At 38.6% G+C, this 22,008-nt stretch carries 21 protein-coding genes; all 21 read right to left on the minus strand.

The genetic code is table 11. The features are described from left to right. Window positions 1–113 precede the first annotated feature (113 nt). The gene (locus tag NFR55_RS03565) at window positions 114–1,823 is read right to left on the minus strand and encodes a lipopolysaccharide biosynthesis protein (RefSeq protein ID WP_251546304.1); all 1,710 of its coding nucleotides are present in this window, start codon (window positions 1,821–1,823) and stop codon (window positions 114–116) included. Then, window positions 1,824–3,011, minus strand: a complete 1,188-nt coding sequence (locus NFR55_RS03570) for a glycosyltransferase (protein WP_251546306.1) — start codon at window positions 3,009–3,011, stop codon at window positions 1,824–1,826. A gap of 2 nt (window positions 3,012–3,013) precedes the next feature. Beyond that, complete coding sequence (locus NFR55_RS03575; RefSeq protein ID WP_251546308.1) at window positions 3,014–4,831, minus strand: HAD hydrolase-like protein; 1,818 nt, start codon at window positions 4,829–4,831, stop codon at window positions 3,014–3,016. Beyond that, a complete protein-coding gene (locus NFR55_RS03580) occupies window positions 4,812–5,795 on the minus strand; it encodes a glycosyltransferase family 2 protein (protein WP_251546310.1) in 984 nt (327 codons plus the stop codon). Before NFR55_RS03580 ends, NFR55_RS03575 begins: the two co-directional genes overlap by 20 nt. Then, window positions 5,792–6,859, minus strand: a complete 1,068-nt coding sequence (locus NFR55_RS03585; RefSeq protein ID WP_251546312.1) for an EpsG family protein — start codon at window positions 6,857–6,859, stop codon at window positions 5,792–5,794. Before NFR55_RS03585 ends, NFR55_RS03580 begins: the two co-directional genes overlap by 4 nt. 90 nt (window positions 6,860–6,949) lie before the next feature. After that, a complete protein-coding gene (gene wecB / locus NFR55_RS03590) occupies window positions 6,950–8,047 on the minus strand; it encodes a non-hydrolyzing UDP-N-acetylglucosamine 2-epimerase (RefSeq protein ID WP_251546314.1) in 1,098 nt (365 codons plus the stop codon). After that, window positions 8,044–9,126 (minus strand): glycosyltransferase family 4 protein, encoded by a 1,083-nt coding sequence (locus NFR55_RS03595; protein WP_251546316.1) that lies wholly within the window; start codon window positions 9,124–9,126, stop codon window positions 8,044–8,046. Before NFR55_RS03595 ends, wecB begins: the two co-directional genes overlap by 4 nt. A gap of 94 nt (window positions 9,127–9,220) precedes the next feature. Continuing rightward, on the minus strand, window positions 9,221–10,423 hold the full coding sequence (locus NFR55_RS03600; protein WP_251546483.1) for a nucleotide sugar dehydrogenase: 1,203 nt from the start codon (window positions 10,421–10,423) through the stop codon (window positions 9,221–9,223). Next, window positions 10,423–11,205: a glycosyltransferase family 2 protein gene (locus NFR55_RS03605; protein ID WP_251546318.1), complete on the minus strand. Its 783-nt coding sequence runs from the start codon at window positions 11,203–11,205 to the stop codon at window positions 10,423–10,425. The genes NFR55_RS03600 and NFR55_RS03605 overlap by 1 nt, the downstream gene beginning before the upstream one ends. A 3-nt stretch (window positions 11,206–11,208) precedes the next feature. After that, window positions 11,209–11,895: a sugar transferase gene (locus NFR55_RS03610; RefSeq protein ID WP_476748510.1), complete on the minus strand. Its 687-nt coding sequence runs from the start codon at window positions 11,893–11,895 to the stop codon at window positions 11,209–11,211. Next, the gene (locus NFR55_RS03615) at window positions 11,885–13,096 is read right to left on the minus strand and encodes a DegT/DnrJ/EryC1/StrS family aminotransferase (protein ID WP_251546320.1); all 1,212 of its coding nucleotides are present in this window, start codon (window positions 13,094–13,096) and stop codon (window positions 11,885–11,887) included. The genes NFR55_RS03610 and NFR55_RS03615 overlap by 11 nt, the downstream gene beginning before the upstream one ends. A gap of 1 nt (window position 13,097) precedes the next feature. Next, on the minus strand, window positions 13,098–13,373 hold the full coding sequence (locus tag NFR55_RS03620; protein WP_251546323.1) for a hypothetical protein: 276 nt from the start codon (window positions 13,371–13,373) through the stop codon (window positions 13,098–13,100). Then, window positions 13,370–16,354: a Helicase associated domain protein gene (locus tag NFR55_RS03625; RefSeq protein WP_275556904.1), complete on the minus strand. Its 2,985-nt coding sequence runs from the start codon at window positions 16,352–16,354 to the stop codon at window positions 13,370–13,372. The genes NFR55_RS03620 and NFR55_RS03625 overlap by 4 nt, the downstream gene beginning before the upstream one ends. Before the next feature lie 325 nt (window positions 16,355–16,679). Then, window positions 16,680–17,633 carry a tyrosine-type recombinase/integrase gene (locus NFR55_RS03630; protein ID WP_251546327.1) on the minus strand — a complete coding sequence of 318 codons (954 nt, stop codon included), beginning with the start codon at window positions 17,631–17,633 and terminating at the stop codon, window positions 16,680–16,682. Between the two features lie 184 nt (window positions 17,634–17,817). After that, window positions 17,818–18,153, minus strand: a complete 336-nt coding sequence (locus tag NFR55_RS03635) for a type II toxin-antitoxin system RelE/ParE family toxin (protein WP_251546329.1) — start codon at window positions 18,151–18,153, stop codon at window positions 17,818–17,820. Then, complete coding sequence (locus tag NFR55_RS03640) at window positions 18,140–18,463, minus strand: type II toxin-antitoxin system RelB/DinJ family antitoxin (protein WP_251546331.1); 324 nt, start codon at window positions 18,461–18,463, stop codon at window positions 18,140–18,142. Before NFR55_RS03640 ends, NFR55_RS03635 begins: the two co-directional genes overlap by 14 nt. Window positions 18,464–18,575: 112 nt before the next feature. After that, a complete protein-coding gene (locus tag NFR55_RS03645) occupies window positions 18,576–18,812 on the minus strand; it encodes a hypothetical protein (RefSeq protein ID WP_251546333.1) in 237 nt (78 codons plus the stop codon). Then, window positions 18,802–19,659 carry a recombinase family protein gene (locus NFR55_RS03650; RefSeq protein WP_251546335.1) on the minus strand — a complete coding sequence of 286 codons (858 nt, stop codon included), beginning with the start codon at window positions 19,657–19,659 and terminating at the stop codon, window positions 18,802–18,804. The genes NFR55_RS03645 and NFR55_RS03650 overlap by 11 nt, the downstream gene beginning before the upstream one ends. Next, the gene (locus NFR55_RS03655; protein WP_251546337.1) at window positions 19,656–21,212 is read right to left on the minus strand and encodes a recombinase family protein; all 1,557 of its coding nucleotides are present in this window, start codon (window positions 21,210–21,212) and stop codon (window positions 19,656–19,658) included. The genes NFR55_RS03650 and NFR55_RS03655 overlap by 4 nt, the downstream gene beginning before the upstream one ends. Before the next feature lie 22 nt (window positions 21,213–21,234). Beyond that, window positions 21,235–21,402 (minus strand): hypothetical protein, encoded by a 168-nt coding sequence (locus NFR55_RS03660; RefSeq protein WP_251546339.1) that lies wholly within the window; start codon window positions 21,400–21,402, stop codon window positions 21,235–21,237. 137 nt (window positions 21,403–21,539) lie between these two features. Next, complete coding sequence (locus NFR55_RS03665) at window positions 21,540–21,986, minus strand: recombinase family protein (RefSeq protein ID WP_251546340.1); 447 nt, start codon at window positions 21,984–21,986, stop codon at window positions 21,540–21,542. Between the last annotated feature and the right edge of the window lie 22 nt (window positions 21,987–22,008).

Here is a 22,008-nt window from a genome sequence, read left to right on the forward strand (position 1 = left end):
AACCTGTCGCTTAATCAAGCAATGACGCTCTCACCTAATTTAGTTTCGGATAAAAAATTTGCTCCTGATTATCTCAAGAGCAAATGTAACTTATTGAACTTATAACTTACCCATTAAGTTTTGTTGTTATCATCTGAATTTTTAACGACAAGACTATCTTTTTCGACAACCACATCACTGTTTGCATCTTCATTGATAATACTATTCTCATTCGATATATTCACATCTTCAAATGTCTGCTCTGCACCCACTCCACTCGTGTCAACAACGGTCTGCAGTTTCTTATCTTTATGCCGTTTAAGTCGTAGTAAGAAATTCTTGGCATAATGACGAAAATCTTTATTTATAAGGACAACTACTGCCGATACCGTCAAAGAATACGCGAGCGAAATGCCCCCGTTGGAAAACAACTCCAACCATTGATTATCATCTTGTATCATTGAAAAATGCAATGCAAACAATAATCCAATAAACACTGCGATATACAGATAATTGCGAATATAATATGGCTTGACGCTCGTTTGTAATGCATGTTTATATAATACATACGGCTCCACTATATGACAAATCGTCAAATTTGTAACTACTGTAGCGGCAATTACACCGACAACAGCGAACTCCGCACCCCAAAGATATTCAAACAAATATACAAAACCTATTGACAGCCCTATATTTAACACTCCTTCTATTAACGGTTTCCACCTATCATAATAGAACATACCGGTTGCGTCTTTGAAAAGCAGTGTTGATTGCCGCATGAACTGTATAAAATAATTTACGGTAATGACAAGGGATATCGATTTTGCCATTTCCAAATTTCCACCAAAACATATCGTGACAAGATTGTCTATTACCGAATAATATCCCAAAAAGAAAATCAAACCGAGAATATAATTAAATGTATAAAAGAAATTATAATATTTTTGTATTTGCTCCTTATTTTCTTCCACACACATGTGTCCGATAACCGAGGTCAGCGGCGTAAAAAATAAAGTGATCGTTCCCGTCATCGCCGTCATTATCACGGTATAATTAGTGTATTTTCCGAGTATTACGACACCGATAAACGCAGATATGATGATACTGTCGGCGGTATTGACGAGCACACCGCCGATTTTATGCATAAACATAGCTTTGACGTTTTTGGTGACTTCCTTTTTCGTGTCGGAGTCTATGGCGCGCTTATTCTTGATAACGGTTTTATATTTGATGTGTGCAACTACTTCCGTCACACCCCACTGTACGGCAACCGCAATGATGCGGCAGACAAGATACCATACAAACGACTGCGTGCACAATAGAACAATGATTTGCAATCCATATTGCAACAGTTGCCCGCCGGAATTGATTGTTGTAGTGATATAGTTGTTTTTATAAGCATTGATTAGCGATATTTTTGCACTGAACGCATAAGTAAGCACAACCGATATCAGCATTAGTCCGAACGTCAAATACAAATTGACGTCCATAGCTTGATAATCTTTTGCAAGGTACGGAAGCAACGGCATAACAAGGCAACCGCAGACAGCAATAATTCCGCCGATGATGAGATATACTCTTTTGAATAATCCGTAAAGCGCCGACACCTTGTCCGAATCGCCTTCTACTATGGGCTTGTACATACAAAAAACGATTGCCGTACCTATACCCAATTCGGCAATCGATAAAACCCCCACTATGCTTGTGTATAGTGAGTCTAATCCGTTTGCCTCGTTACCGACATAACGTATCAAAAATCTTCTTGTCACAATACTCACTACTAGAATGACAAGTTTGAATATTATTGAAATCGATACGTTAAGTATGCCGCGTTTTTTATCCATTTAATTAGTTTTCTGCCCTATAATTTCAAAAAATTTATTTCCCGCGTTTTCTTCAAGCGCGTTAGGGTAAGCCGATTTTTTTAGCATATTTTGCTTATCAAGCTCACTCATCTCAATGATTTTAATAATGCCTTCGGCAATAGCCCGAGGGGTGATTTCTACTATAATTCCCCCTTGTCCATCAGCAAGTTGCTCGGTTATCCCAGGAAACATGGTCGATACAATCGGTTTATTAAAGATGCGCGCTTCATTTACAGTCGTACAATAAGCCTCCGACTTAGAGGTCTGACAATATAAATCACAAGCTTTATAGTATGGATATGGATTTTTTTTAGCTCCCAACAAATATAATCTATTCTGTAATCCTCTCTTAGCTATTTCTGCTTGCGCTTGTTCACGTTCGCTACCGTCACCGATAATAAACCACTTGTAATTTATTCCTTTACGATTTAATTCTTCACACACATATGGTATAATTAAAAAATTCTTTTCTTGAGCAAATCTTCCAACCGAAAGGATATTTACATTTTCGGGTGTCATTTCTACACAATGGAACTCGTCTGCTCTTTCATAATATCGCTCAACATCCATAAAATTGTATATCGTTTGGCATTTATCCGCATACTGAGGATATAATGATGTAAATTTCTCTGTAATTCCGTTTGAAACTCCAAAAATACCATCATAATTATATAAGCATTTTTCCCTGTCCAACATCAAGAATTTACAAGAATCAGTTTTATCACGAGTCGGTTCTCCATGCAAAAAGACCAATTTTATCGGAGCTTCGACGTAATCGTTGACAAATCTCAACAATCCGAGAGAATGCATACTATAACTAATTGCAATATCATATTGCATATGTTTAGCCTTTCGATAAAAACAATCAAATCGACGCAAATCTCTTTTTTCCCAATAGTACAATACCTTTGCGGCAGAAATAAATCTAAAGCGTTTAAGCTCATGTAATAACGCTTTTTTGGTGCTACCGTGCAATAAGCCTATAGAAGCACTATCAAACACATTTACATAAGCAGGAATAAATTCAAGAAAATCTCCTCGCTTTTCTTCCAATAACAAATCAACTTCAAATTGATTGGGATCGATGCGCTTTAACATATTAATAAGCGCAGTCTCTATTCCGCCTATTACCATATTCCAATGGCAAATCAACATTCGTTTTTTCATTATCATATACTCCGCAACACGTATTGTTTCAATCTTATATAAGGTTTAACTTTCTTCTTTATTAAAAAAGAAATTCGTGAATACTCATTACAATTCAAGCCCAAAAAGCTATCACGGTGTAACACCAACAAATTATACCATGTGTTTATTTCATTAAACGACATGTGTTTGAAAAGCCTCAAATGAATTTTTTCAAATATGTTAATATCGTTATTTATCAAAATATCGCCGTCATATAGCTTGCATATTTCGCTAAATTTCTTTAATATGCCATTTTGAATTTTACCCACATACCGCTTATAAGCCTGCACATCTTCATCGTCTTTAATGATAGGTTGTCCGTTATCGTCATACCCTATTGTCTTTCCGTGATCCGCCGATAAAATCATCTCATACAAAATATATTCATATAAATAAACGTCTGAATGAGCAATCGAACGGTTTGTTGCCCAATCGAACAGTAACCCTATTTTATCGTTATCGGATGATAAATTTCCTTGTCCGACAAGCCCCAAATAATAACCGTTTATTGATATACCATGTCCCATTATTCTGTGTATGTTGTCTTGCATTGAGCCTTTCCAACCAACATCAACTATATTTATATTATCTCCTTCACTATACCCGACATTTTTCAAATGCTTAATAAAATTGTTTTTCTGCTCCATTCGTTTCCTGTCATATATATCACAGAATGTATCATCGGATTTCAATTTTTCAAAAGTCGAACTCTTTTGAAAATCTATTATTATTTCATCTTTATTATCGCAAGATATAGTCTCAATTTCGCTATCGGTAAAGCATAACGCTTTCAAAAATGATCTAATGGAAAACTTATTATATTGTCGAAAGAGCACATCAAAAGTTTCTGCACTCAAATCTTGCATAGAAGCTATAAATGTAGAATTACGCGAAACATATAAATATGCGGTCGAAATACCATCCTTCTTAGTTTGTAAATATCGGTCAAAAAGTAATTTTAAAAATTTGCCTTCCCTCGCCAAAAAAAAGAGTTTATTTACATTCTTTTGCTTACACTCTACATATAATCTATCGCAGAACAAATATAACGAGTAAGAGTAGTTGCTCCACGAAGATCTCTTATTGGAAATTCGTATTGCTCTTTTTTTATTGCTCTGCTTAACTTGATTTTTATACATTTTCTTTTGTTGTTTATTCGGAATGTATTTTACTGATATGCCCATTTGTTTGGGGACAAGATAATCGGAGCTTTTTGTGTCGCCTATCATAATTATGTCATATGCAGCAATTGTTTCTTGCTCCATAATAAACCGATATAATGAACCGTTTGCTTTGCTTGCTTTGCAATCACACGAAATATAGATTTTATCGAATAAATCATTAATACCAAGTTTTTCAAAAAATTTACTATATGAATCCTTACCCAAATAAAAATCCGACACAAGATATACGCGCTTACCGGATAATTTTGCTTGTCGCAAAAAATCAATGATTTTTATATTCGGATACTGACTTTCACATTCAATTTCTTCCTCAATATTTTTTGCAATATTTATAAATTCATCTTTAGTGATTGCGTAGCCGTGCGTATGTCTTTCTATCTTGTTATATATAGACTGCATTAACTCATTATATGAATACTGCCCGTTTTCTACCCACATCGCCAGCATTTTTTCGGACGATAAACGATATTTCAAAAGTTGGTCGGGCAATACAGAATAGTCAACTGCACGCGCCATTCTTTGCGCCCACAGTTCTTTTGTTTTATCCGGATGAATGTTTCGGAAAGCTATTGTATCAAAATAGTCTACAAATATATTATCTACCTTTATATTCATTTAAAAAGCCTCTAAATGGTTTACATATCTTTATGAATAGTGAAAGATTTAGTTTAGCAAATCTTACAAATAATTTTTTTAATTTACTGTGGGTTATTTTGAGATAATATTTACTATAATTTTTATATTGACATTTTAAATATGACACTTGTATTGGATAATTTTTTTTGGTTTGTATCAATTTCATCACACATTGATTTGCGGCATATATTATTCCAGCACAAGCGTAATCATACAATTTTGGATATGTCGCAAGTATAAATTGCGATCGTTCAATATTAGCCTCCACTGCATCCAAGTGTTTAAGAGAAAATTCTTGATTCACAATACTGTTATGCCTTAGTCGATATAAATATTTCGCCTTTGCCCCGATTGCTATTTTGTCGCATAGAGCAACAACTTTATAAGTCGTAAATACATCCTCATGATATTTACCCACGGGATATCTTATTTTTCTAAACAATTCTGTTTTATAGAGCTTGCCCCACGCTACGGTACCTATATCATTGCCTTTAAAAAACTTCTCCATGCAAGAATTATTTCCTATTACAAGCTCATCATTATCTTTTATAGTCTCGCTTATAATGTTTCCTTGCTCATCTATTTTTCTATAATGACACACCGACATTTCAGCATCATTTTCGATTAAAAGATTATATAAATATTCCACAAAGTCAATTTCAACCACATCATCACTATCAATAAATGTTAAATACTTGCCAGATGCAATGTTTATCCCTTCATTCCGCGCATCAGATAAGCCCCCATTCCGTTTGTGAATTACTTTAATCCTATTATCGTTCGATTTTAAGTTGTCACATATCATACCCGACATATCAGTAGATCCATCATCTACCAATATAATCTCAATATTATTGTAAGTTTGCTTTAGTAGGCTTTTAACACAATCATTAATATACCTTTCAACATTGTATATAGGAACTATTATAGATACTAAACTCATAAATCATCTCCACCTAATAAATGGTAATTCTGATATTGCTTTGAACCAGTTGAACTAATTAAAAAAAGCATAGTAAATCCAAAGACCATACAAAAGTTTATAGCGTCCTTTAATCGTTTATTTTTTATTCTTGCTACAAATTCTGGCAAGAGCAATAAAACAAACGGAACAAAATACAAACCAACTCTCTCAAAATAATTATATTTAAATCCCAAACAATTACATATCACGTAAAAAATACAAAATAAAGCAATTACATTACTAAAAGGATTCGCTTTCTTTCGTCCATAAATGGTCAACAGTGCCATAAAAACAATAATCAACCATACCAAAATAATAAAATGCGCTGACTGGTTGATTGAATTTCTCATAAGATAATTCTCATATTTAGGAAAAAATGCGATTACTATATTTACAAATAATTCGGAAAAAACGAGCACAAATATGCTACACAATGGAAGTAATTTCATTATTAAATTCTTATTTCTCAAAAAATACAAGATGTATGATATTAAAAATACTGCTGAACTAATTTGAATAGTAACTGCAATAATCAACACTATAAATGCTCTTATAGCGTGTTTTTTCCTTAAATCACATAGTCCATTGATTACTACAGCAACAGCAAACACTTGTCGAGTTACGTTCATAAAATCCAAAAAAATACCTATACCCAAAAACACGCAACACGCTAAAAACACATGATTCGTACTATCTATAATAAATCTTCCAAATAGGCACAAAAAAATAACTGATTCTATTACTTGAAAAATAATATAATTATTAAATATTGTTGAACATAATTTCATGAATAGCACGTAACCGATTTCCATGCTATTAAAATAGAATGAACTAAATATATCGCTCCAAGATGAGGCGGCAACCAAGTCAAATTGATGTTTATAATTTATTGTATCTACTCCAACATGCAAACACCTAAAACCGCTTAAAATTGCACAAGCAAAAAAGAACAACACTATAAAACTCTTACGCGTTGCTTTAGAATAACATTTTCTATAATTAGGAAAACAAATCTTTCCAATTATAAGAAGCCATATTACCAAACAAAAATAAATCATCATTTATTAGTAATAGTTACCTTACTTTTCACATTAACAAATAAATTAGTATAAATTTAATTTATCGTAAACTTATCACACTTTTTGAGATAAAATATCAGCAATACGTTTAGAAGCTAAACCATCTCCATAAGGATTACTTGCATGCGCCATCTTTTGATATTCATGTTCATCCGATAAAAGACGGCTGAAATTATTATAAATAACATCTTCCATTGTCCCCACTAACTTTAATGTACCCGCTTCTATACCCTCGGGACGCTCGGTAGTATCTCGCATTACCAAAACCGGCTTGCCCAATGACGGGGCTTCTTCTTGTATGCCGCCGCTATCTGTAAGAATCAAATATGACTTAGCCAAGAAATTATGGAAATCCAACACATCCAATGGTTCTATTATATGAATTCTGTCAAAATCACCCAATTCTTCTTCGGCAGCCTTGCGCACAACAGGATTCATGTGTATAGGGTATATAGCTTTTGTGTCGCTATATTCTTCCATAACTTTACGAATCGCACGAAACATATTGTGCATGGGTTGTCCCAAGTTTTCACGTCTATGCGCCGTAATCATAATAAGCCTACTATCCGATGCCCACTCCAATTCAGAATGAACATAATCTTTTCGCACTGTAGTTTTGAGTGCATCAATAGCAGTATTTCCGGTCACATATATACTCTCTTCTTTATGTCCCTCTCTAATAAGATTTTGTCGGGACAGTTCCGTAGGCGCAAAATTATAGCTGCTTATTATAGATACCGCTTGTCTATTAAATTCTTCTGGATAAGGGCTGTATATGTTATATGTGCGCAATCCTGCTTCAACATGTCCGACCGGAATCCGTAAATAATAACACGCCAATGCAGTTACAAAAGTTGTGGACGTATCCCCATGCACCAATACAACATCCGGTTGGGCTTCTTCCAAAACTGTTTTTATTGAGTTCATAATGTTAGTAGTAATGTCAAACAAAGTTTGCTTATCCTTCATTATACTAAGGTCATAATCGGGAATAACATTAAACGCCTGCAATACTTGATCAAGCATTTGTCTATGTTGTCCCGTAACACAAACTACCGTTTCTATATTTTCCCTTTTTTTTAATTCGTTGACAAGCGGACACATTTTTATTGCCTCCGGACGAGTCCCGAATACTAACATTACTTTCTTCATTCCTGTATCTCCCGCTCGAAAATTTGCAATTCGTTTGCTATTGTATTACATTCAAAGTATTTAGTGTTTTTTTCTTTTACCGCAGACAAATTATTAATCAGTTGATCAAAATTCTCGAATTCACTGTCATTATCTATATAAGCAACATTTTTGAAAGAATCAAAAATCTCATAACACACCGGAATCGTAGAGGTTATTAGCGGCATTCCAAATGTAGCCATTTCACAAGCCATTAAACCTTGCGCATCTGTTCTGGTCGGCATTAAAGCAAACTTTGCATTATTCAACTGTGCCAAAATATCATCATGGCTCATATATCGATCAATCCAAGTAATATTATCCGGTTTACCGAAATACTTAAATATTTCTCCGCGACCGATTACGCAAAATTTGTACTGTGGATATTTAGAAGCTATCTTAATTACTAAGTCTACCGCATATTTCGAACCGTCTAAGAACGAACGTACAGTTATAAAATCGTATTCTTTATCTTTCTTCGAATCGAACTGTAATGTCTCAAATTCTTTACCAACGCAATTATACGTAATAAATACTCTGTTTGAATAATCTTTCAAAGGAAAAACCCATTTTTCAAACTCATTTTTCATCCAGTTCGAAACGAATATCAACTTACTTTTATGCATAATTTTTGGCAAATACTTTCGCCAAACATGCAACTTAAAAGAATCGTACCAATTTCTCAATACAACTTTAAATCCGTTTTCCTTTTTATAGAAATAAGGTTTGGAATATACTTTATTGATTTTCAAAACCTCGTGTCCATGATAGAAAAACACAATTGACTCATATAACTTTTGATATTTTTTTAAAAACTTGTAATGATTTCTCAAATTTGCAGCATGACACAACAAAATATCGGCAGGCTCTATATTCTGCTTGTACTCTTGAAAAGTTATTACGCGTATACCGTCTTTCAAATATCCGACTTCTGCCGAAAAATTCAAAACAACCACTTCATACCCGTTTTTAATATAAGCTAAATTTCTTGTATGAATATACATCAGAGAAACTTTACCGTTATTATCCGGATAATCGGTTGCCAACACCAATACCTTCACTTATAATCTTCACTCCATTTTTAGTTATACTTAATACTTTATTTTTGAATAACAGAATTATTCTAGATGGAAATAATAATTGAGTTTTCAATATTTAATCCCTACTATAAATATCCCTAGTATAAATCTTACCTACCACATTTTTTAACTGATTCTCAAACCGATTGGTAACGATTATCGTGGACTCCGACTTAAAAATATCAATATTTTTTATAACACTGCAATTCATATAAACGCTCGATGAAAGCGTTGGCTCATAAATACAAACCGTTATGCTACACTTTAACAACCTTTCTATTATTCCTTGTATGGCACTCTGCCTAAAATTATCAGAACCAGATTTCATTGTAAGTCTATAAATTCCAACAACGGGTTTATCGGATTTTTTACTTTCCAGAAATCTTATTATATCGCTTGCTATAAAATCTTTTCGTGTTTCGTTTGCTTGAACGATTGCACTAATCAAATTCTCCGGCACATCTTTATAATTCGCCCTAAGCTGTTTGGTATCTTTAGGCAAGCAATAACCGCCATAACCAAAAGATGGATTATTATAATAATTGCCTATTCGTGGATCATAACCTATGCCCTCAATAATTGATTTTGTGTCCAACCCCTTAATTTCGGCATAGGTGTCCAATTCATTAAAGTAAGACACGCGCAACGCTAAATAGGTATTAGCAAATAACTTCACAGCTTCGGCTTCGGTCGCTTGCATAATCAATGTGGGAATTTCTTGTTTAATCGCACCCTTCTGTAATAGTCGTGAAAATTTCTCTGCTTGTGTTTTCATGTCATCTACGCCTTGTGGACTGCCCACAATAATTCTCGACGGATACAAATTGTCATAAAGAGCTTTTCCCTCTCTCAAAAACTCGGGCGAAAACAAGATTTTATTGTATTTATATTTTGCGATTATACTTTCCGTATAGCCGACGGGAATCGTAGATTTAATTACAATTGTTGCATTGCGATTGACGGCAAGCACAGTTTCTATAGCATTTTCTACGGAACTTGTATCAAAATAGTTTTTCTCGTCATCATAATTTGTAGGCGTACTTATAATGACGAATTCGGCATCGCGATAAGCCGACTCGGCATCGGTAGTTGCCGTTAAATGCAAATTTTTTGCGGTCAAATATTCCTCAATTTCTTTATCAGCAATTGGGGAAATCTTATTGTTTATTTTTTCTACTTTTTCGGGAACAATATCAACTGCTACTACTTCATTATGTTGCGATAGTAATATTGCATTTGCCAATCCCACGTAGCCCGTTCCAGCGACAGCTATTTTTATCATTTTACTCCCTCGTTTATTACGTACTTCTTCTTTTTCTTGAACACTTTTGCGATATTTTTTATCATACAAAAAAACGCACTTATCGGATTTCTGTTATCCCCGATGCGATATAATTTATAATGATATTTCACAAGACTCCATTTGCCTTGATGTGAGATAGAGCCTTTTCTAACTCTATATGCCGCTAACAACTCGTCAAGATAATATGCATCGGCAAACTTACGAACTTTTAACCACATAGCATCGTCATTGCGTTTTCTAATAGACTCATCGATTTGAATAACCCCCACCGTTTCAGCATCATACATAACCGTCAAACAGCCCAAATAACAACAACAATACTTCATCTTCCTTTTTGAGATTTTTGGCGGTCCTATAACTACCTTTCCTAACGGTTGAGATTGTTCATCGATCTGCTTATATTTTGTAAACGTAAATTTGTACCCATTTTCAACCATAAAAGCGAGTTGTTTTTCAAGTTTTTCGGGAAACCATATATCATCACTGTCAAGAAATGCTATCCATTTACCTGTTGCTTCCCGCAACGCCCAATTTCGGGAAGACGCCGCACCGCTGTTTCTTTCATTGATAAACAACTTAATTCTATCGTCATTTTTGCAGTAATTCTTTATTATTTCCACCGAACTGTCCGTTGAACAATCGTCAACTATCAACAATTCCCAATTCTCATAAGTTTGCGCCAAAACAGAGCTTATCGTTTCTTCGATAAACTTTTCGCAATTATAATTGGGCATTATGATTGAAACTTTTCCGTACATTCTCTACCTCTTTAGCACCGCACCTACGGTTTGAAACATTGTGCCTATATCTCGCCAAAAGCCGTATTTGCGTAAAGCCCGTAAGTTATATTCCATCTTGCCGGGAAGCACCTCGTTTACATACGTTTCATCGGTGTTTTCGGCATTTTCGAGCAACTTATCTTCGTCCTTATACTTAATGCTTGCAAGACTCGTAACCCCTGCGGGAAGCAGTAAAGTTGCTTTCATTTCGTCGGTATACTGCTCCACATATTTCGGCACTTCCGGGCGTGTGCCTACGAATGTCATAGAACCCAAGAATACATCAAAAATTTGTGCGGTTTCATCCAATCTTAGGTGTCTGATTTTGCGTCCAAGCCTTGTTATTCTATCGTCGTTCGCTACAGTAACGTCATTGCCCGTTTCATCATGCACATACATCGTTCTGAACTTATGAATACGGAATCTGCACCCGTACTGCGTTACTCTCTCTTGCCTATAAAACACGGGTCCTTTCGAATCGCACTTAATCGCTATCGCGAGAATCAAATACAACGGCGACAAAAGTATCAGCATCAATAACGACACTACAATGTCAAACACGCGCTTCCAAAACAACGAAAAATTCTTTTTGCGAAGCATTAACCAATATTGATATACTGCGTCATTCTTCATTTCTTCGGGAATTTTTTTCCATTTCTTAATCAGCATACAAATACTCGGTAACGATTTCGCAATAGTTTTCGATGATATAATCCACTTCCACATCGGTAAGACAAGTGTGTAGCGGTAAAGTGATTTCATTTGCAAACTGCGCATAAGCATTCGGATAATTTCGTATATCGAACCCCATTTGCTTATATGCCGTGTGCATAGGCAATGGCTTATAATGCACGTTACAAGCGATTCCCTTTTGCGCCATAAGAGTGATGATTTCACTGCGCTGTTCGGCTGTTATATTCGGTACTCGCGTTATATACAAATGCCCCGACGAAGTATGCTCGTCCGTATAATGCGGCAAAGCCTTTATGCCGAGCGGCTTAAACGCTTTATCGTATTTTTCGATAATTTCGCGCCGCCGCTTTAACATTTGCGGATAACGCTCGAACTGCGCCAATCCCATTGCCGCCGCAACGTCGGTCATATTGCACTTATACCAAGTACCGATAATGTCGTACTCCCACGCGCCGAGCTGTGTCTTTGCAAGCGCGTCCTTATTCTGCCCGTGAAGCGACAGCAGTTGCAGTTGCTTATAAATAGCCTCGTCGTCAATGCCGTCGATATGCTTCCAAGTAAGCGCACCGCCCTCGCCTGTTGTAAAATTTTTCACAGCATGAAAACTAAAAGACGAGAAATCGGCAATACTCCCCACTTTTTTACCGTGCCATTCCGCGCCGAAAGCATGGGCGGTGTCTGCTAAAACCGCAACTCTGCCGATTGCTTTTTGTATATCGTTATTCGGCACAAACAGATTATTCTTGCGGTTTACAATCTCGAATATCTTGTCGTAGTCGCAAGGCACTCCACCCAAATCAATAGGAATAATGGCTTTTGTACGATCGGTAATCGCGTTTTCCAATGCCTTATAATCCGGTTCAAGACTGTCTTTTTGTGTATCCACAAGGATGAGCTTTGCCCCGACATGACATACAACCGATGCCGACGCGGTGTATGTATATGCCGATGTAATCACCTCATCGCCTTCGCCGATCCCGAGGACGCGCAAAGCCATTTCGGCACAAGCCGTTTGCGAATTAAGACAAACGCACTTAGGCGTTCCTACATATTCCGCAATCTTTTTTTCGAGTTTCTTTACTCTCGGTCCGGTTGTTATCCAACCCGAACTCAAGGCCTCGGCAACCTCTTTTATTTCTTTTTCGGATATATCGGGTGGCGAAAATTTAATATTCATATCACACACCGTCCTCAAATTTATACCCGTGCTTTTCTAAATCACTGTTGCCGATTATCTTATTTATAAGATCATTGGTATAGGCTATCGTAACAGTTTTGTAGCCAAGTGATTTTAATTGCTCTTGTGTTTCTGCTTGTCCCTCCGCAACACAAATAAACGAATCGTTGTCAGTAGGAAAACATTGAATACTCTCTGTTTCTGCCGTAAACAGTTGCAATAGTAACTTTTTTATTTCGGCAGTACACTCGCCGATAATCAATAGTTTTTCATTCATACGCTCGCCACCGCCTTTCTGCTTCTGTTTTCTATACGCACATCGGGTAAAACGATCACGCCGATAGCAACCAACTTCAAAATCTTCTCTTGCGAAAGTTTTCCTTTCTTAAAACTCTTTCGTTGCTCGCAAACCCAAGACTGCAAATCGACACCGTTTATTCTCGTTCCGCGCGGAACACGGATATGCCCGTTTTCTTGCCAATAACGCAATACCTGTTCATATCCTCTCGTCCAAGCATACTCAGCGACATCCCACACCATACCGATAGAATCAAGGTGCTCAATCTGTTCCACACTCAACCGTCTATACTTATCATCGCTGTCTTTATTGTTTCGTTGATTGGCAATCCAATTGCCGAGTTTATAACCATCGTCGCAAACATAACTTATAGGCAAAAGCAAATCGCCATATTTAACGGCATACTCCTTCGCATGAGAAAAACCGATTTCCCACGGATCGTCGAACTGCCAAACCATGCCGATCGTTTCGAGTTTTTGTATCTGCACTTGCGTGAGTTCGCCGCTTTTATATGCTTTTCGCTGACGGGTAATCCATATTTGCAATTTCTTCCCGCTTACCGTTCTATACTCGCCCGGAATATTCAAATGCTTATTTTCGGCATAAAACCTCTCGGCTTCCGCATACATTTCTTCCCATGCCGCGTCGATTCTTCTTTTACTGCCGAGTTCCCAACATATTCCTATCGATTCGAGTTTTACAATCTGTTCGTGGTCAAGCATTCTTGTCCCGCGATTTCCGTTATAAATCTGTTTCTGTTCATTGAGCCATTTGTTGAGCCATATACCGTTTACTCTATACGAATACGGTACATTCAAATGCCCGTATTCTGTATAAAAATCCAACGCAACGGCAAACGCTTTATCCCACGACTTTTCTTTATTCCAAACAAACCCCAAACTGTCAAGCCGCGCTTTACGCTCATCTGTTATCTTGTCAACACGTTCTCTTTGGTCGCATACCCATGCGCCAAGCCTATATCCGTCATTCGTAACATACGTCGTCGGTACGTCGGCATTACCGTTTTCCTCATAATACGCTTGCAAATAAGCGTATCCTTTCTCCCACGCTCTGTCGAAACGTGGCGTCCATATTATGCCGATTTCGTTTAATGCGTCGATTTGCGCCTGCGTGAGCTTATATGATTTATTGGTTCCGCGATAGGCATTGCGAAGATTGCAAAGTATGATTCCGAGCTTAATTCCATCGCTCGTAACATAACTTATAGGCACGTCGAGATTGCCATGCTCTGCATAATAATCTCTCGCGGCGGCGTAGTTGCGCTCCCATAACATATCCGGGACATCCCACACCATGCCTATCTCGTCAAGCGCGGCAATGCGTTCTTCGGTCAAATAATTGGTTTGTGCGCCGTTTTTCCTATAATTGCGCAAATTCGTTATCCAAGCGCCGAGTTTGATACCCGCTTCTGTCGTATATGTGGCAGGAATTCTTAAATCGCCGTATTCGGCATAATACGCTTTCGCTGCAGCATAGTTCTTCTTCCAAGACAAGTCTTTATAGCCATCCCAAACCATGCCGATACTATCGAGCTTTGCTATCCTATCCTCGCCGAGTATTCCGAACTGCTCGCCGCGCCGCACTTTTCTCTGCGTGGCAAGCCAATGCCCGAGCGAATACCCTTGCTCGGTCTTGTACTTTGTCGGCGCTTCGAGATTGCCGTGTTGTTCATAATACTTTTTCGCCTCGGCGAACATATAGTCCCACGACGCGACAAGCGTATCGTTGAGCTTTTCAAACAGTTCAATGCAGTCGCGCACCTCGTCCACAACTTTAAACGAGCTGTTGACTATCTCGCTTTCAAGTCCGCGCTCGCGGTAGTACGTCATAACAACTTGCATTTCGTCTTGAATTGTGCCGATAGAATACAAATTGTCTATATTCATCACAACATCGAAAATAACGGCATTCGTCGTTTTGCTTGCCGACAGAGCGCGTCCGATTTGTTGCTTATAAATAATGGGCGATACGGTCGGACGAAGCAAAATAACGCCGCTTACGTCCTCGACGTGAACGCCCTCATTGAGCATATCTATACAGAAAAGCAATTTGAGGTGAGTGCTGTCGTCTTTCTTGAAATTGGCAAACGCTTTGCTCGTTTCGGGATCGTCGGCATACGCCTTGTAAACGTGCAGCTCGCTGTCTATGCCGCCGAACCACTCCTGCACGTGCGACACCATTTCGTCCATATGCTCGACGTTCGCGCAAAACACGATATACTTGCCGTTTTGATTCGGGATATGCTTGTTGAATATCTCGGGAAGTCCGTCCGCTTTATCCAAAGCTCTGCGTAACGCTTCGAGATATTTCTCGCCGCTGTCGCGCACCGCCTTGTTTTTTGCGTGGCGAACACGATAGGCGTACTTATCCAAATCCTTTTGATATTGGAACACCGAAAGCACATACTTAGGTGGATTGAGTATACCGCGCACGATTGCTTCGCCGAGCGTCATTTCGCTCGCCATATTGCCGTCAAACAGCTCGTCTGCCATATCGCGTTGGTTGTCGAGATAGCGGATATTGGTCGCCGAAAGTCCGAGCACGGGAATATTCGGATATGCGCTTAATACATTCTGAACGCCTTTTCCCCACACTTCTGCGCCGCAACGATGAAACTCGTCGAGAACGATATAATCGGGTTTTATCTCGGCAATCTCGTCTGCTCCCATATACATGAGTTTCGCATAGGTATAGAATATAATATTATTCGGACAATAGCCATTCGACACAGCTTTCAGATTTTCGACTTGCGTTTTGAAAATGTATTCGGACGGAGAAAGCCACAGTACGCGCTTATCTTCGTTATCCTCGCACAACTTAAAGGCAATAAAAGACTTACCCGACCCCGTGGGATGGATAATCGCCGCTTTGCCCGTTTCGGCTAACATTTCGACCGCCGATTCGTAGGCTGTTAAGTTGTGTGGGAATAAATCTATCATAATCAAATAAAAATGGTATGCTTCGCCGTTTCGCACAAGGTCTTGGACGAAAGCATATCCGATATATCCGCCGCGTTTTGCGTCGAGTCCTTGCCTACGAACGCTCCGCACGGGTTCATAATAGGTGTACAAAACACACTCGCAAACATCCACCTAATAAAATAATAGGCGCACATTCACGGTATTATTATACCTTATTATGACTCAAAAATCAATAGATAATAGGCATTCACGGAAAAATTTTTGCAATAAAGTTCAAATACGTTCTTTTAGGCGGTCGTTACGGCAAGAAAACGACCGCCTATTATTTTATTAGGCGCACATTTTATATTTCGCCAATCGTTACTCTCGATTTACTTTGCGTTGCATAAATCAATTTACCCAACACATTCATCATCTCTTGTTTATGCTCAACAAGACTATGTACATAACGGTTTAACGTAACCGTCGCGTTCTTATGTCCGAGAATTTCCGACAGCGTTTTCACGTCCATTCCGCACTCAAGTGCCCGCGTAGCAAATGTATGGCGCAAAGCGTGAAAACCTTTATGCTCTATGCCAATCCGATTCAAAAGCCTTTCAAACATTCTCTGATACCCACGCACGGATATATACTTTTCGCCATTCGATACAACAAACCGCGACAGGCTATTCTTTTTCCATTCCTTCATAAACGGCAACAACTGTTTGGGTATGGGAATCATTCTGCGCGAAGTCTCCGTTTTGGGCGAATTCACGCTATTCCCCTTTCCGTCGTGTCGCGTCTTATTTACCGATATGATCCCTTTTTGTAAATCCACGTCCGACCATTCGAGCGCAAGCAATTCTCCTATTCGAAGTCCCGTATAAAGACATAATATAACACCGTATAATTTGCTTTTGTACCCGTCTAATATCGCTTGTTCAATCTGCCGCTGTTCTTGCTTCGTAAAGCAAACGACTTGCTTTTCTTTTACTTTTGGACGTTTGATTTTATCCGCATTATACTCGGGAACAATCCCGATCGCAAATGCCGATTTTAGCGAATTTTGAATAACGGTAATAATTCCGTTTACCGAATTGGACGAAAGTCCCGTTCCGGTTTTCAAATTCCCGCCGCTTAATAATTCGGTAACGAATCTTTGCAAAACGAGTGGCGTCAATTCGCCTATTTCATAACTGCCGATTTTCGGAATAATATGTCCGCGTACAATTTCCGAATATCTTATATACGTCTTGCTTTTCGTTGTCGGCTTAACATAACATTCAAGCCATTCGTTTAACCATTCTTTGTATTGCATAAAGTTTATCTCCTATCGTAGACTATAATAATTTTAATATAAATTCGGATTTTCTTTAATCTCGGAAATGCAAAAAAAGCCGCAGGTCATTTAATGACTTACGGCTTCCCATATTTTAATATTCAATTTTAATTACAAATCGGTAATGTTGCAACAATCACCGAATCTTTTGTACTCAATCGATTTAGAGCCTTTTCAGCAATCGCGCTACAACGTCGGACGGCGCATATAACGCTGCCATTACACGCACTTCCCGCACATCTTCCGCAACTTTATAAATTAGCACAAAATTATTCACATCGGCACGACGATATTCGTTACCCTGCGCCAATCTTTTATCCTTAAGCGTCGGGAGCGAATAAGGAAACATTGAAACGTTTTCCATTATTTCTACCATATTATCAATCAATTTGTTTGCCGCATCGGGATTGCATAATTCGTTAGATATATAGTTTAATGCCTCTTCAATGTCTTGCTCCGCTTGCGGCAAGATGACTCTTTTGTATTTACACTCTTCCATACTTGGATTTCATCTCCGCAGCAAAATCATCGAAATTTCTCATTTGTCCCGCTTTCTCCTGCGCCTCGGCATTACGGAGTTTCCTTGCAAGTAATTCGATTATTTCGTCATCGCTTGCTTTCGAAACCGTGGTAAGTTCAAATGGTATACCCTTTTCTCTTATTGCCGCAAGCAAAAACATATTGACCGCAGTCGTCATATCCAAACCCATTTGCCCGAATATACTCTTTGCCGCATCTCTTACGTCCGTATCAACTTTTATATTCATATTTGCCTTCATAATAGCCCTCCATTTATAGTATATTGTCATTATAGCAAAATATGCGCCCAATGTCAATACATTAGACGCAAATTTGTTTTTAATATTTTCATGGATACTAAATTGTAATTTTAAGTGAAAAATTGCTTTGGTTTCTTATATGTTATTTTTGTTCCCCATAATGAATGTACTCGTCTGCATAAATATCCACAAAACGCCATCTCGGATTTTTTGCAATCGCCGCCGAATAGTGCGATACTTGCGCTTTATAACTTTCTATTTGATCGCTCGCATCGGTACTTACGCGGCAGTATGCCGCCACACGCAAAAGCGCGTCCTCGTTCGTATGATTGGATAACAACGGATTGGCGTCTATTTTGGTTACAAGTTTAGCTTGCATTTTCCGCCACCGCCTTATTGGATACCACCGCCCCGTTGACAAAAACCATTTCGTATTCGTCCTTTCCGACTATTAAAATTTTTTGTACGGCATTTTGCAAAAACTCTTTATCTATGGCTTGACTTATTGCCGCGCATTTAACTTGCTCCGAAACATATTCCGTATATACGCTTTTATCTTCCTTGCAAGCCGCAAACTTACTTGCCGCAAGCCGAAAAAGAATTGCTTTGCCCGTGTTAAAGCTCGGTATCATTTGCTCGTTCATTCTTGCCATCTCGTTCGTTAGCCGCATAATTTCGGGTGTCTGCTTATACCCGGTATCTTTATGCGCAACGGAAAGCAATTCGGGCAAACGGTTTGCTTTTTCTATGATTTCCGCAATCGCAGACAATAACATCTCGTCCGTCGGACGGCGGTGAAACGCACAACCGTTAGCGCAAGACCACCTACCGTTTGCATTACGCAAAAGTTTTCCGCCGCACTTTCCGCAAAACATTAGTTTTTTCAAACAGCTAACCGTTTCGGATAATTCCTTTTTGTTGCCGCCTTTACTGTTCTTTAATCGATTGACCTTCTCGAAAACATCGACGGTTATTATTTGCGGAAAATTCTTTTCGCCTGTATAACGGCTATCCGTAAGAATATGATACACCCTTCCTTTATTCCACGGCACAGCGTTTTGTTTGAATTCAATATTTTGTTCGTTCAAAAGGCCGACTAACTCTTTTAGCGACGTGCCGTTACCGTATTGGGTAAAAATAGTTTTTACTATCTCTGCTTCGCTATCCGTAATAACAACCGCGCCGTTCTCCGTTCTATATCCGAGCGGCAATGTTCTGTTTCTCATATTCCGTCCTCCGTTTTTACCGTAAGTTCCATTCCGCACCGCAACCGAAACGTCAAATCTCCACTGCTTTCCACATATATTCGTTCCGCTACTTTACCGAATAAACCCGCATCGAACATTGCAAGAAAATCATATTCCGCTACGATACGTTCCAATGCGCGCAATTGTTCTATACTGTTTTCGTCTTCATCATCGTTGAGAATTTTAAGACGTCTGCTACGCAGTTCCGTTATTCTGTTTTGCAACTTGTCCGTTTGTTCGTAAAACGACACTTCGTCCAAAATGTGCTGTGCAAACAATTCGGAATAGATTCTGTTTTGTTCGGATAAAGACAGTATTTCTTTGTCTATCTCCGCTATCTCATTCTTACCGCCGTTTGCCCGCATTTTCAGCGTTTGCATTTGCAAAAGCGTTTCATGGATAACGGCACGAGAATTTTGTTTGAGCGTATTGAACATTTTGACAAAGGCTTGCCGAAGCGTTCTATCCGCATAAGCCGGCGCTCTGCATGCATCGGTTGTCATTCCTTGCTTATGACAGCACCAATACAGTTCGCCGTTGCGTATTTTCTTTTTATACGCCCACCCGCAATGCCTACAATACACTTTCTTTTGCAAAAACACATTTGTATCGGATACACCCGTATTCACGTAAAACTTGTCTTTTCGTTCTTTGCGCATAGCTTGCACTTTATAGAACACGGCTTTATCTAATATAGGCTCGTGCGTCCCCGTATAGTAGTATTTGGGCAACTCGCCGTTATTTACTTTCTTCGTCAGCGGCAACGTATTGGTCGAATAGCTTTTTTGCAATAAGCAATCCCCTATATACCGCTCGTTGGATAAAATATAACTTATGGCTTTTATGGTAAATCTTTGCTCTTTATACTGTTCGTTTACGGTCTGCGAGATAAGGCAATCGCCCATACCCGACAAATACAACTCGAATATCTTTTTGACAATTTCGGCTTCTCGCGGCTCTACTACAAGTCCGTCTTTATCCAATCTATATCCGAACGGCGCTTTTGAGAGATTGTATGTGCCGTCCGCCATTCTCATACGATTGGATACGCACATTCTTCGTGATGCCGAAATCGCTTCTCCTTGCGCAAACGCGCTTTTAATATACAGTATCATTTCCGAGTTCATTCGCTCGGTGTCTATGTTATCGTTCTCGAAGAATATGCTTGCCCCGTGCGCTTTGAATAACCGCACGTTTTCTATACATTCCAAAGAATTTCGGGCAAAGCGGGTTACGCTTTTTACAAGCACTCTGTCTATTTTCTTCTTTTTTATATCCGCTACAAGACGCTTGAAATCATCGCGTTTTGCCATGCTTGTGCCCGTTATGCCCTCGTCGGCATAAATATCCACAAGACGCATATTCTCGTTTACACGGATATAATCGGTGTAATATCTCACCTGCGCGTAAAACGAATCGAGATGGTCGTTCTCATCCGAACTTACACGGCAATATGCCGCGACACGCAATTTATCCGACAAATCATCCTGTCTTGTTGCTTTTATTATTCGTACTTCTTTTACGTTATTCACGCGGCACACCTCCTTTATGTTTTTACAGCGGAATAGGTTCGCACCCCATAATTTCCGCACATCGCTTATTTAATCGTTTCAATATAACAATATCCACGTCGCCTTGCGCCTGCACTTGCTTTATAAGCGAATACGCCGCAAGGTAAGTAAATTCTTTTTTATATTTTTCTTGTTCTGCCGTTGCTTCCAACTTTCACTCCTTTGAAAGATGCAAGTGCACACGGCATAACTTTGAAACGCTCGCATCTTTCGATGTCTTTCTTCGTTATGCCGTTCGGCAATATTAAATTGTGTATATATAAAAGCGAATATCGCTTTTATCGTTACCTACTCAGATATTTTGGAGCCATGCGCATTTACAAGAGCTTGATATCCCGCAAGAATAAACTCTTGGGAAGTGCGCTTGATATTTCCTTGTAAAACACCTATAATTTCCAAGCGGTTTAGGATATTTTTGTCAACAGGGTCTTCCAATATATCTAACGCCACGTTATTCTCGGTAATTTGTTTGTATATTTTGAAAAACTCATTGCCGTTTAGACTCAAATGCCTTACGCGAAAAACCAATACTTTCTCCAATTTGCCCTCCGCGCAATCTTGCATTAAACGGTTTAATGCCGCTCTACACCTTTTTCCGCCCACGTATCCTCGATCCAAATATCTATTTACAACTACGTCGCCATGTGCGCTTGCGTAATCTTGCAACTTTTTCATTTGCGGTTCTATAAGCACATCGCCCCGTGATGTATAAATATATATCCCTACTTTTGCCATTGTTTTGCTCCTTTCAAAAATA

The organism is Pumilibacter intestinalis, from assembly GCF_943193005.1.
In the GTDB taxonomy this organism is placed as follows: domain Bacteria; phylum Bacillota; class Clostridia; order Christensenellales; family Pumilibacteraceae; genus Pumilibacter; species Pumilibacter intestinalis.

Coding starts and splice junctions, on each gene's coding strand:
- wecB (WP_251546314.1), bottom strand. CDS start 8,047: ATGAAGAAAGTAATGTTAGTATTCGGGACTCGTCCGGAGGCAATAAAA.
- NFR55_RS03630 (WP_251546327.1), bottom strand. CDS start 17,633: ATGCAATACAAAGAATGGTTAAACGAATGGCTTGAATGTTATGTTAAG.
- NFR55_RS03570 (WP_251546306.1), bottom strand. CDS start 3,011: ATGAAAAAACGAATGTTGATTTGCCATTGGAATATGGTAATAGGCGGA.
- NFR55_RS03625 (WP_275556904.1), bottom strand. CDS start 16,354: ATGATAGATTTATTCCCACACAACTTAACAGCCTACGAATCGGCGGTC.
- NFR55_RS03650 (WP_251546335.1), bottom strand. CDS start 19,659: ATGAGAAACAGAACATTGCCGCTCGGATATAGAACGGAGAACGGCGCG.
- NFR55_RS03635 (WP_251546329.1), bottom strand. CDS start 18,153: ATGGAAGAGTGTAAATACAAAAGAGTCATCTTGCCGCAAGCGGAGCAA.
- NFR55_RS03580 (WP_251546310.1), bottom strand. CDS start 5,795: ATGAGTTTAGTATCTATAATAGTTCCTATATACAATGTTGAAAGGTAT.
- NFR55_RS03620 (WP_251546323.1), bottom strand. CDS start 13,373: ATGAATGAAAAACTATTGATTATCGGCGAGTGTACTGCCGAAATAAAA.
- NFR55_RS03610 (WP_476748510.1), bottom strand. CDS start 11,895: ATGCTGATTAAGAAATGGAAAAAAATTCCCGAAGAAATGAAGAATGAC.
- NFR55_RS03615 (WP_251546320.1), bottom strand. CDS start 13,096: ATGAATATTAAATTTTCGCCACCCGATATATCCGAAAAAGAAATAAAA.
- NFR55_RS03645 (WP_251546333.1), bottom strand. CDS start 18,812: ATGCAAGCTAAACTTGTAACCAAAATAGACGCCAATCCGTTGTTATCC.
- NFR55_RS03605 (WP_251546318.1), bottom strand. CDS start 11,205: ATGTACGGAAAAGTTTCAATCATAATGCCCAATTATAATTGCGAAAAG.
- NFR55_RS03575 (WP_251546308.1), bottom strand. CDS start 4,831: ATGAATATAAAGGTAGATAATATATTTGTAGACTATTTTGATACAATA.
- NFR55_RS03640 (WP_251546331.1), bottom strand. CDS start 18,463: ATGACAATATACTATAAATGGAGGGCTATTATGAAGGCAAATATGAAT.
- NFR55_RS03665 (WP_251546340.1), bottom strand. CDS start 21,986: ATGGCAAAAGTAGGGATATATATTTATACATCACGGGGCGATGTGCTT.
- NFR55_RS03565 (WP_251546304.1), bottom strand. CDS start 1,823: ATGGATAAAAAACGCGGCATACTTAACGTATCGATTTCAATAATATTC.